Raw genomic sequence first — 10766 nt, 5'->3', positions numbered from 1 at the left:
CTTCATATCCGTCATTTTCCTTCAAGTGACGGACTTCTCTCTACTTTTGATTGGTAGGGGCTGAGGGGAGCAGATCAACCAATGCCATGTAGTTCCGACTGGTAAAGACCAAACCGTTATCGCTTCTCAGCAAGAACTTCTCCGGCACACGCCCCAGGCAGCCAAATCGACTGGTGAGCGCATGCTCGAGTGCCGATTCGGCTGTCTTCGACTTGCCACTGTGTGACAAATCCCAGCCAAGCAACTCCCGAGTACAACAGTTAATCACCAGTGCCAGCTGACTCCAGCCATCCTTTCCCGACCACATATGGCATAGATCGGTGGCCCAACGCTCATTTGGCCGCTTCGCTATCGAAGGCAAAGCTTGCACACGCGGGCGGAAGCCCACCGAGCGTTTCTTCACCTGCCAGCCCTTGAGCTGAAAGAACCGTTGCACAGTGTTCTTGTTCAAGCCCAGAAGGGCCGCGAACGTTCGATAGCCGCATGAGGGATTCTCCTCGATCATCGCTTTGATCGGCGCGACGAAGTTGCTGGAGTTTGGGCTCAGCCTTCTGCTCGCGGTAATAGACCGTGCGCCGCGGGATGCTAAACCAGCGGCACAAGGTGCTAACCGCAACCCGGATGCCATCTTCAGCCAGTCCCTGCCGAACGGACTCGATTACTTGTCGTCCTCGCCCAACAGGAACTGTAATTTTTTTCTGGCACGTAGCTCCAGCATGGCTTCGCCGAACGCCTCTTGGAGGTCCTTGATTTGTTTCTCGTACTGCTCACGGATCTCCATCGGCTTGGCTCGCAGTGCATTCTCCATGCCGCGCTTTGGCTCATCGACCCATTCTTCACATAGCTTTATGGAAGCGGTCGAATGCAATCCATTACTCAAAAATTAACCTTATTAACTTCATTATTTACATAAAGAATGCAGTCGTAATTTGTTGTACAGTTCTTTCAACAGCAAACTCACGCGTGAAAAGGCGTCGACAACGATCCGACAAGCCGGTGTCGGTCGCTATCTGCATCAGCAATTGGTTTGTTAACCTTACCAGTTCATCAACCTGATTGCTCTCACAAACTTTCCCGACCTGTTCATCACGAATAATTTGAGAAAGATCATTACCGGCATTGACATTAGCCAAAACAGGTAAGCCACTTTGCATATAGGTCAAAAACTTACCAGGTATATTATGCGATTTGTGTCGTGAATCCAACGCCACAATGCCCGCACTGCATTGGGCGTAAAGGTCTGAAATTTCGTCGGGGTGTATCTCGTCAAAGAAAACAATATTGTTAAGTTGTCTATCTTTAGCAGCATCCTTTAATCTAACCACATCGCTGCCACGCCCCACGAACAAGAATCCAACATCCAAGCGATATTTCAGTCTCTCTGCCAAATCCAGCAAGATATCCATACCTTGCGCCACGCCCATGTTGCCAGCATATACAAGTACCTTACGTCCCACCAGCGGTGTATCAGAAATCCGAATTGAGCATGCTGTATGTGCCGGCGTCTTGGAAAGCCAGTTTTGCAATACCTCCAATCGGCGACCAGATCGTTGCTGCCATCTATCAAAGTACTTACGATTGCCAGGTGTTTGAACACCTATCACATCAGCAATCGAATACTGGTAACGAGCTACCGCAGAAAAAAAAAGATAAGGCAGGCCACGTCGCATCAAACCCATATCGACAGCCCATTCAGGAAATATGTCGCGGATAATCAGATACCCTTTACAAGCACTCTCCTTTTTAAGGGCATTCGCCAAAGGGGCATGAAAGATTGATGGTGCATACCAAATAACCCCGTCCCAACACTCGTTGGCAAGCGGGCTTTTACGAAACTGCCTCAACATGGCAAACGGCATCACAAACTCAGCCAACGTGCGCCGTATATAGCCAATGTCCTTGGTGCGAGGGGCTTTGAGGCGTAAAATCTGTGCGCCTTCGAATTCCTCCAACAGCCAAGCTTCTTTCTGTTCTCCTGATGGCAACAGTACTGTCAAGGCATGCCCCTGACGCACAAACTCTCGGGTCAAATCCCGAAGTTGCACAGCTCCTGATGTTCGGAGGGGAGGAAAAGTATCCGCAATCAATGCAATACGCATAAGCAACGACTCAGTACTTTTTCCACACCACGCGGTTCACGTAGTCGGTGTAACTATGAATGATCCGAATCACTTTCTCACTGACATTAGGTATGCTGTAGTCAGCAACGAGGCGCAGGTACCGATCCGTGCCACGAGTCTGGGTTTTCAAGATGGCCAAACCTTGCCTAACCCGCTCCACCTCCAAGCCCACCATCATCACAGCGGCTTCTTCCATGCCCTCCGGGCGCTCATGCGCCTCACGCAGATTGAGAGCCGGGAAGTTTAGGATAGAGGATTCTTCATTTATGGTACCGCTGTCTGAAAGCACAGCCTTCGCTTGCATTTGCAAACTCACATAATCGTGAAAGCCCAACGGCCTCATCAAACGGACCAAGGGATGAAAATTGGCTCTAGTCATGTCTACCCGCTTTTGTGTTCGAGGATGGGTCGATACCACCACCGGCAAACCATAGTCTTCGGCAACAACATTCAGTACATTTACTAATTTAGCAAACGATTTGTCAGACTCAATGTTTTCCTCACGGTGTGCACTCACCACAAAATACTGCTCCGGTTGCAACTCAAGGAGGCTCAACGCATCGGATGCTTTGATCTGCGGCATGTAGTGATGCAGAACCTCGTACATCGGGCTACCGGTTTTGATGACTTGGTCTGGAGCCAAGCCCTCACGAAGAAGGTAGTCACGTGCAATGGTACTATAGGTAAGGTTGATGTCTGCAGTGTGATCAACAATCCGACGGTTGGTCTCCTCGGGCACGCGTAGATCAAAGCAGCGATTACCAGCCTCCATGTGAAAAATTGGAATCTTGCGGCGCTTGGCTGGAATCACCGACAAACAACTGTTTGTGTCACCCAGTACCAACATGGCCTCGGGTTGCACTTGAGCCAAAACACCGTCAACCGCAGTAATGAGATTACCAATGGTGTTGGCGGCCCCTGTACTCCCATCGGCGCTATCCAGGAAGAAGTCAGGTTTGCGTACACCAAGATCGTCAAAAAATACCTGATTTAACTCGTAGTCGTAATTCTGCCCGGTGTGCACCAACACATGCTCACAATGCAGATCGAGTGCAGACAGAACACGAGATAGACGTATGATTTCTGGTCGCGTACCTACAACCGACATAACTTTAAGTTTTTTCATTTTCAAACCCTGCTGGCCACAGTATCTGGATTATTCCTATCAAAATTTTCATTGGCCCATAACATGACTATCATCTCATCACATCCGATGTTTGTAATATCGTGCGACCAACCCGGAATCGTATCAACCACTTGCGGCTTGGCACCACTGGTACGTAGCTCGATTAATTCATCAGTTAGCAAATGGCGAAAGCGGAATAGTGCCTCACCTTTAATAACTAGAAATTTCTCTGTTTTGGTATGATGGTAATGTCCACCTCGCGTAATACCCGGGTGCGCAGTGAAATAGCTGAACTGGCCACTATCTGCCGTTTTGAGCATTTCTACAAAAACACCTCGAGAATCTTCATACTGCGGCACCTCGTATGAGAATTTTTCGTCAGGCAAATAGCTTACGTACGTAGCATAAAGCGCACGAGTCAATCCGGTTCCAACGCGCTCACTTATAAGTGAGGTACGACAAGAACCGAAAGCACGTATCTGCTCTGCTAATTCACCTATGCTGATGTTGTATTCAGGCTCCACGGTGGCCTGTTCGCAGCCAATTCTAGGTTCATCTAAAGCAGCCAACAGAGCAGAAGTCACATCGTCAACATAGACCAAGCGAACAGGTGTAGATGGATCATTGACTTGAATAGGCAAGTTACGAGCTAGATTATGGCAGAATGTGGCAACCACCGAGTTATAATTGGGCCTACACCACTTACCAAACACCCCAGGTAAGCGGAACACTACACAAGGATTGCCAGTGGTTTGCGCAAGAGCTAGCACTTCTTGCTCCGCCGCTAGCTTGCTTCGACCATAAGGATTATCACGCTCAGCTTGTATAGATGAAGCCAATACAAATGGAATATGCCGGCCCGAGATATTGAACTCATTCCGGATTGCATTGCAAAGTTCAGAGGTTAGCTCAGTATTCACTCGTGCAAAAGCCATTTCGTCTGCTGGGCGATTTTCACCAGCAAGGTGCAAAATAGCATCAACATTCGCCATCAGGAGCGGCAATTTTGCAGGATCGTCACCTCGCACAAACGTAATGACATTGACACCTGAAATTTCTTTTAAACGCACCACGACGTTTTTGCCGATAAAACCATTTGCACCGGTAACCAAAATGTGTCGGTTGACCAGAGTCATCCCATTACTCCTCAGCCTCTACTTGCTCACCCCGCAACGTTGCCTGCATGAAGCGCAATTTCGTCAGCAACGTCTGCATACCTGGCACATCAAGCCGAGTGGTATTGTGAGAGTTGTACTCCTCAGCTTCGGAAATTTTGACCTCACCTTGCTCCACAAACTTGCCATAATTCAGATCACGCAAATCCGGGGGAACTCGGTAGTAGCCACCCAAATCTTGGGCAGCAACCATTTCTTCACGACTCAGCAGCACCTCAAAACGTTTCTCGCCATGGCGCGTACCTATTATGCTGACGGGATGATCTGGCGCATCCAACATGTTAGTCAGCGCGTGGGCCAACACCTCAATAGTGGCTGCTGGTGCCTTTTGTACAAATATTTCTCCTGGTTTCCCATGCTCAAATGCGAACAGAACTAAATCAACTGCATCATCTAATGTCATCATGAAGCGCGTCATGGACGGATCGGTGATGGTAATAGGCTGGCCAGCACGAATTTGGTTGATGAAAAGGGGAATAACCGAGCCACGCGAACACATCACATTACCATAACGGGTAACGTTTATTACCGTTCCGTTACTGTTGCGAGACTTTGCAACTGCAACTTTTTCCATCATCGCCTTGCTAATACCCATTGCATTGATGGGGTAAACTGCCTTATCTGTACTGAGCACCACCACACGCTTAACATCACAACTGATAGCAGCTTCTAGCACATTTTCTGTGCCCACTACATTCGTCTTAACTGCTTCAAGGGGATGAAATTCACATGACGGTACTTGCTTAAGTGCTGCGGCATGGTAAATAAAATCAGTGCCACGGACAGCGTTGAGCACTGACTGATAATCTCTCACATCCCCAATGTAGAATTTAATCTTTGCATTTTTATATTTCTTGCGCATGTCGTCCTGTTTTTTTTCATCACGACTAAATATTCGAATTTCGCGCAAACCTGAATCGAGAAAACGACGAAGCACGGCATTTCCGAATGAACCTGTGCCACCAGTAATTAATAGCGTCTTTTGATCAAACACTCAACAACCTCTCATAAATGTCGCGAAGTCACTCGATCTGGCTTTATCGATCAAACATAATATGCTGCTAAGCACAGCAATAAGGCCAAGTCGAACCACCACTAGTAACATGAAACTTCCCACAGAAAATATGGTTACTCGCCGACATGTTTTGGATCATGTAACAAAGCTACGCTGCTTACAAAATCCAGAGTTTCACTTGCGCAGCGCTCCCAAGAATACGCCTGAGCCCGCTGCCATGCCCGCCTGGCTAAATCAGTTCGTAAATCTACATCATTTGCCAAATCAGTAATAGCTTGTGCAATTGATGTAGCAGACTCCGGTTCAAAATACACACCATCCTCTGCCAAGACCTCTGGAATCGGCCCACGGTTTGCACAAGCAATAGGCAAACCAGCTGCCATTGCTTCAATTAGAATGTTGGGTAAATTTTCACAACTTGAAGCAAAGACAAATGCATCTGCTTGTTGATAAAGCTCATGTAAGCGTCCAAAATCTACATGCCCCATGTCATGGAGAAAGGACTGATCCGGGTCAAGCTCCAAGCGCTTGTTGCGTACGGCCTCCCCATAAGTACCTACATTACTGCCCACCATATTTAATACCACGGCCAGCTCCTGCTTGCGCAGCAAGGCAACCGCCTGCATCACCTCAAGATGATGTTTATATGGCATCTGGATTGATACGTACAGCAAGTTCAGCGGTCGATCAGCAAACATCTGAACAGGTCTTTGCTCTCTCGGGATCATAACAAAGCGGGGCTCGACACCATGGGCAATCAACGCAGTCTTCGCACGTATACCGCCTAAAGCCGCACTTACCGTGTCACGTGCGTATTGCGTCAAAAAAATCACACCATGAGCTCGGCGAAATGAGCGCCCTTGGCTGATACGCAACAAGCGCATCTTCATCCGCATCCAACTCCAACGACCAAAAAGAGCTGCACGATCCGGTTCAAAGGGGAGCATATTTTGCGACATGGCAACCATCGATACTGGACACCACGCAGGTAACGTGCCTCCTAGGGAGAAAAGCACATCGCATTCTACTTGCTTTACCATTGCAGGCAGCAGAAATTGCTGACCCCACATCCTGCGGAGCAACCCGGCATCACACCAGTACGGAGTATGAACAATCAACCAATCATACCTTGGTAATTTTCGAGCAGTTTGCGTGCTAGTCCACAAATGAATTGCTTTGATAGAACACTCAGCCGGTTTTGCAGCCGCCAACAAATGTAACAAGTGAGTAAGACCTCCGCCAGAGGAAATATTACTGGCATCAATGGCCAACGTTACCATGTCGCGCATTGTATTAATTACTCAAATAAAAAATAAATCGGTATCTACCGCAGAAACCACACTTTGAATTTAGCAACCCACTACCACACAACCAGCTGTTTTCAACATATTTGAAATTCTTGTATCAATATCATATCCAGCTGAACTCACCTTTGAATAGCCTCTTTCTGCCACTCTTGCTCTGACATCATTGTTATTAATATAAAAATCAATCCGCTCAAGGAACTCTTCTTGACTGCTAAAGAAATCCGCCTCTACGCCCTTTTCATAAAGCGTTGCCAGATCATCTGAATACTCCGACAGCATCAATGTCTGCGTAGCTGGAATCTCAAAACACCTACGAGTATAGGTATCTCTGTTAAGCTTTGAGAAAAAACACAAGGCTATTTTTGCACCACACAATGCTTTATTGTAGTCCTCACCCCAGACCATGCGGGTTGGTGCCAAATGTTTCAGTACAGATGAGTGCTCAAGTGGCTTCTGCCAATATTTGGCCGGGCCAAACAAACGTAAACTATAGCCCTTTTTGACTATAGCTTCGAGATATTCTAGCCTCTGATCTGACTCGTAGTGCCCTATAAAAACAACATCGCATTCATACAGTTTTTTATCAGCCTCAGCCAACTCAATTGGATAACTACGGTCTGGCACATACCATGAGCGCATCAAATCCACTTGCTTTGCACCGGCGCTCCTAAAGTCGCCCAAGTTAGCATGGCGATAAGCCAGCATTAAATCATATATAGGCACACATGCCATGAAATGGCGCCATAAGTAGCGCGGCTGCTTGGGGGAAAATGGGTCGTCATTGTTGTAACCAATAAGTTTACAGTCAGGTAGTGATCTACGAATACTCCGCAAGGTCGCCTCCTTCAAATGCGTGCCCCTATATACAAAGATCACATCTGGCTTTTGTTTGAGTACCTGCGCCAAAAAATCCCGGTTGATCTTTTCAATCAACGGTCCTGCAACAAACTTATTTTGTATACGTTTAACTAGGGCCCCAAATGAGCACGGCTTGCTAACATCAAATTTGAAATAGTGAAACCATTTGAATTCTAATACCTCATGCCCCAGCCGCTTCAAGGAATTGCAGACTTCCGTTTCGTGTAGATCGGAGTGCCAATCTCCAGCCACCAGCACTTTCATGTGACTCATCCTTTAGCTGCTCCCAAGCGAGGGGTATATCCCAAATGTTTTTTTATCCATTTGATCACAACATCCACGCGATCTGGTCCTAAAACAACCAGGGCCATAAAATAGGCATGGAACAGTGGCGAGCGCCAAAATCCCATGCGAGCCAACGCCAATCCGTAGCGCAGAAAGACTAATTTGTCACGCCGAGCCTGTATGGCCAAGATAGGGTACGAATAACTGCCAATGTCATTATGGATGGTCGAAAATACAGGCAGCCCAGTCGCACATTGCACATGTTGCGCAATGCGAATCATCCCACTAACGAAGTGTAATGATGATTCAGGCGTTTGGTCATTTGGAATAAACCTGCCTTTCTCTGCTGCACTATTGCCAAAATCAGGTGAAACACCATCTCGCCGCAATGCGATGATCTCTGGAGTAAACACAACACTACGCTTGGCTAAGATGCGCCCTACCAAATACAGCTGATAGAGCAAGGTGCCATCGAACTCCTCAGTAGACAGTTCAGCAGCACTGTCACGATGGATCACCATCCCCGGAATAACCACAGAACGACGATATGCGGTGGAAATAGCCTTGCAGCCACCCGGTATTACATGCTCATCCGGATAGTATCTGAATACCTGTTTGTAAACTTCAGGACTTTCGTCAAAGGTCGCATAGGTCCTGACAACAACACCACAGTCCGGATAGCGGCGTGTCACATCTGCAATCACAGCCAATGCACCCGCAGACATTAGGTCGTCGTTGCCCATGAATACGCAATACTCGCCTTTTGCCTGCGCAACGAGCTCGCGAATGTTTCCGTCATAGCCAAGATTGTTTTCATTTTCAACATAACGGATGCACCCTGGTTTTTTTTCAGAATATTCCTTTACAATAGCAGCAATCGCATTCCGCTCGGGGGAATAATCCTCGCAAATCAGAATTTCAAAATTACGCTCATGTTGCTGAAAGATTGAATCCAGCAACGGAGCAAGGTAATTGACCCGATTATAAGCCGGGATGCACACAGAAAATAGTGGTCTAGAGTTCATGAGGATATATTTTGCATGGCAATAGCCAACATAATTAAAGCAAATAAGCGGCCACCATTGGCACGCCCCGCTAGATGTCCGCGAACTAAGGAGCAAACCTCATCCAAGTTGATGACATCGGGTAAAGACTCCATACGTGCCATGAGTTTGGCCTCACCTTCGGCTCTAAGCCACTCATTTACAGGAATCGAAAAACCCTGTTTTCTTCTGGTATCTAAATCATGGGGCAACCAAAGCTCAGCAAGTAAACGTTGCAACCTGCGGGACTCACCATTTTTGACTTTCCAGTGATCCGGCACCTGAGAGAAGCAAAATTCAATCAGACGATGGTCTAGCATTGGCGCCCGCACTTCAAGGCTATGTGCCATGCTGGCTCGGTCTACCTTTACTAGGAAATCGTCCGGCAATATACTTTTGAACTGCATACGCGTCATCCGGTCGATAGGATCAACACCTTCATTAAACAAGTTCAAAAGAAAATGTTCTGGTGCCTCCAACTCATGACTTAAATCCGCCACCACGTCGCCGTGCAACAATCGGCTCCGTAGCCTGCTATCGAAATAGGCCCCACCCCAAATTAGTTGTTGCAATGGTCCACCGCGCAACGAAGCGAGCCTGTTACGTCCACGAATACCAGCAGGTAGCAAGGAAGCAGTTGAAGCTAGTGCCCCCAATACAGGCTGGGGCAGCCATGCCATGCGTTGAGCGTCGCGCATGCTCCGGACGTAATCAGAATAACCACCAAACAATTCATCCCCGCCATCACCACCAAGCGCAACAGTCACATGCTGACGCGCCATTCCAAAAACCATCCAGGCTGGCAAAATAGACGAATCCGCAATCGGCTCGTCAATAAAAGGAGCCAACCCATCGAGCAGGCTTAGGCTGGCTTTCGGCAGCGGCAATACATGGTGATGCGTGCCAAAGTGGCTAGCAATTTTCTCGGCATGATGGGCCTCATCAAGTGGAGAACCCGGCAGAGAAATAGTAAAGGTCTCCACTGGACGACTGCTGACCCGAGCCGCCGCAGCGGTAACTAGACTGGAATCAAGACCACCAGACAAGAGCACTCCTACCGGCACATCAGCCGCTAGACGCAAGCGTACAGAGTCTTCAAACAAGGAGCCTGCCTCTTGTGCCAATGATGGACCATCAGCATGATACTTAGCACTGTTTGCTGGTAATGACCAATAATTCCAGATGCGCAGCTCCCCTGTTTGCAAGGTATATTGCGCACAATGGGCAGGAGGCAGTTTTTGCACACCTTCGAATAGACATTGTTCCGCTGGTACATAACCCAGAGCCAGATAATGATTCAAAGCCTGCATGTTGAGCGTGCCGCCATGCGGCAACGCTTTGATCTCTGACGCGAACCTCAGAACGCCGTCCGCATACATATAGTAGAGTGGCTTCTCACCAGCCCTATCACGAGCCAAGAACAGCGTAGGCGCAGCATTATTAACACCATGATCTAATATAGCCAGAGCAAATATACCATTGAAGTGCTTAACACATTCGCTCCCCCACTCCTGGTATGCTGCCAGAACCACCTCAGTGTCACCCGTTGATCTGAAAACTTGACCACGCTGCTGTAGTTGCGTACGTAAAGCATCAAAATTGTAAATTTCACCATTGAATATGATGACATAGCGTCCGTTGGCGCGATGCATTGGCTGGTGACCAAACGAACTCAGGTCTTGAATGGCCAGCCTAGCGTGACCAAGCATTATGCGGCCATCAGCTGATACCCAAAAGCCAGAATCATCCGGACCCCGGTGTTTCAAGCGCTCATACCAACCAGTCAGGGAGGGTGCCTGTGTCCGCGCAGAAGCGCTGCCTGCAATTCCACACATGA

Annotated in this window: 10 protein-coding genes; all 10 read right to left on the bottom strand. The window is 48.0% G+C overall.

Annotation, left to right across the window (positions count from 1 at the left end):
* Nucleotides 1–40: 40 nt before the first annotated feature.
* Nucleotides 41–505 (bottom strand): DDE-type integrase/transposase/recombinase, encoded by a 465-nt coding sequence (locus tag QUG01_RS11280; protein ID WP_500830231.1) that lies wholly within the window; start codon nucleotides 503–505, stop codon nucleotides 41–43.
* A gap of 153 nt (nucleotides 506–658) precedes the next feature.
* Nucleotides 659–880, bottom strand: a complete 222-nt coding sequence (locus QUG01_RS11275) for a hypothetical protein (RefSeq protein ID WP_500830230.1) — start codon at nucleotides 878–880, stop codon at nucleotides 659–661.
* Between the two features lie 25 nt (nucleotides 881–905).
* Entirely contained in the window at nucleotides 906–2099 is a 1194-nt protein-coding gene (locus QUG01_RS11270; RefSeq protein WP_500830229.1) for a glycosyltransferase family 4 protein, read from the bottom strand.
* A gap of 10 nt (nucleotides 2100–2109) precedes the next feature.
* Nucleotides 2110–3246, bottom strand: a complete 1137-nt coding sequence (gene wecB, locus QUG01_RS11265) for a non-hydrolyzing UDP-N-acetylglucosamine 2-epimerase (protein ID WP_500830228.1) — start codon at nucleotides 3244–3246, stop codon at nucleotides 2110–2112.
* Between the two features lie 2 nt (nucleotides 3247–3248).
* Nucleotides 3249–4382: a UDP-2-acetamido-2,6-beta-L-arabino-hexul-4-ose reductase gene (gene wbjC / locus QUG01_RS11260; RefSeq protein WP_500830227.1), complete on the bottom strand. Its 1134-nt coding sequence runs from the start codon at nucleotides 4380–4382 to the stop codon at nucleotides 3249–3251.
* A 4-nt stretch (nucleotides 4383–4386) separates the two neighbouring features.
* Complete coding sequence (locus tag QUG01_RS11255; protein ID WP_500830226.1) at nucleotides 4387–5415, bottom strand: polysaccharide biosynthesis protein; 1029 nt, start codon at nucleotides 5413–5415, stop codon at nucleotides 4387–4389.
* Nucleotides 5416–5549: 134 nt separating this feature from the next.
* Entirely contained in the window at nucleotides 5550–6725 is a 1176-nt protein-coding gene (locus QUG01_RS11250; RefSeq protein WP_500830225.1) for a glycosyltransferase family 4 protein, read from the bottom strand.
* Between the two features lie 60 nt (nucleotides 6726–6785).
* Nucleotides 6786–7865: a CgeB family protein gene (locus tag QUG01_RS11245; protein ID WP_500830224.1), complete on the bottom strand. Its 1080-nt coding sequence runs from the start codon at nucleotides 7863–7865 to the stop codon at nucleotides 6786–6788.
* Between the two features lie 5 nt (nucleotides 7866–7870).
* Entirely contained in the window at nucleotides 7871–8911 is a 1041-nt protein-coding gene (locus QUG01_RS11240) for a glycosyltransferase family 2 protein (protein WP_500830223.1), read from the bottom strand.
* Nucleotides 8908–10764: an asparagine synthase (glutamine-hydrolyzing) gene (asnB, locus tag QUG01_RS11235; RefSeq protein ID WP_500830222.1), complete on the bottom strand. Its 1857-nt coding sequence runs from the start codon at nucleotides 10762–10764 to the stop codon at nucleotides 8908–8910. The genes QUG01_RS11240 and asnB overlap by 4 nt, the downstream gene beginning before the upstream one ends.
* Between the last annotated feature and the right edge of the window lie 2 nt (nucleotides 10765–10766).

It is taken from the genome of Chromobacterium sp. CCUG 76385 (genome assembly GCF_059916625.1).
This window is presented reverse-complemented; position numbering and strand designations above follow the sequence as displayed.

Bases quoted from the DNA above. Each gene is read 5' to 3' on its own strand.
- QUG01_RS11280 (WP_500830231.1), bottom strand. From the start codon at position 505: ATGATCGAGGAGAATCCCTCATGCGGCTATCGAACGTTCGCGGCCCTT.
- QUG01_RS11270 (WP_500830229.1), bottom strand. From the start codon at position 2,099: ATGCGTATTGCATTGATTGCGGATACTTTTCCTCCCCTCCGAACATCA.
- wecB (WP_500830228.1), bottom strand. From the start codon at position 3,246: ATGAAAAAACTTAAAGTTATGTCGGTTGTAGGTACGCGACCAGAAATC.
- wbjC (WP_500830227.1), bottom strand. From the start codon at position 4,382: ATGACTCTGGTCAACCGACACATTTTGGTTACCGGTGCAAATGGTTTT.
- QUG01_RS11250 (WP_500830225.1), bottom strand. From the start codon at position 6,725: ATGCGCGACATGGTAACGTTGGCCATTGATGCCAGTAATATTTCCTCT.
- QUG01_RS11245 (WP_500830224.1), bottom strand. From the start codon at position 7,865: ATGAAAGTGCTGGTGGCTGGAGATTGGCACTCCGATCTACACGAAACG.
- QUG01_RS11240 (WP_500830223.1), bottom strand. From the start codon at position 8,911: ATGAACTCTAGACCACTATTTTCTGTGTGCATCCCGGCTTATAATCGG.
- asnB (WP_500830222.1), bottom strand. From the start codon at position 10,764: ATGTGTGGAATTGCAGGCAGCGCTTCTGCGCGGACACAGGCACCCTCC.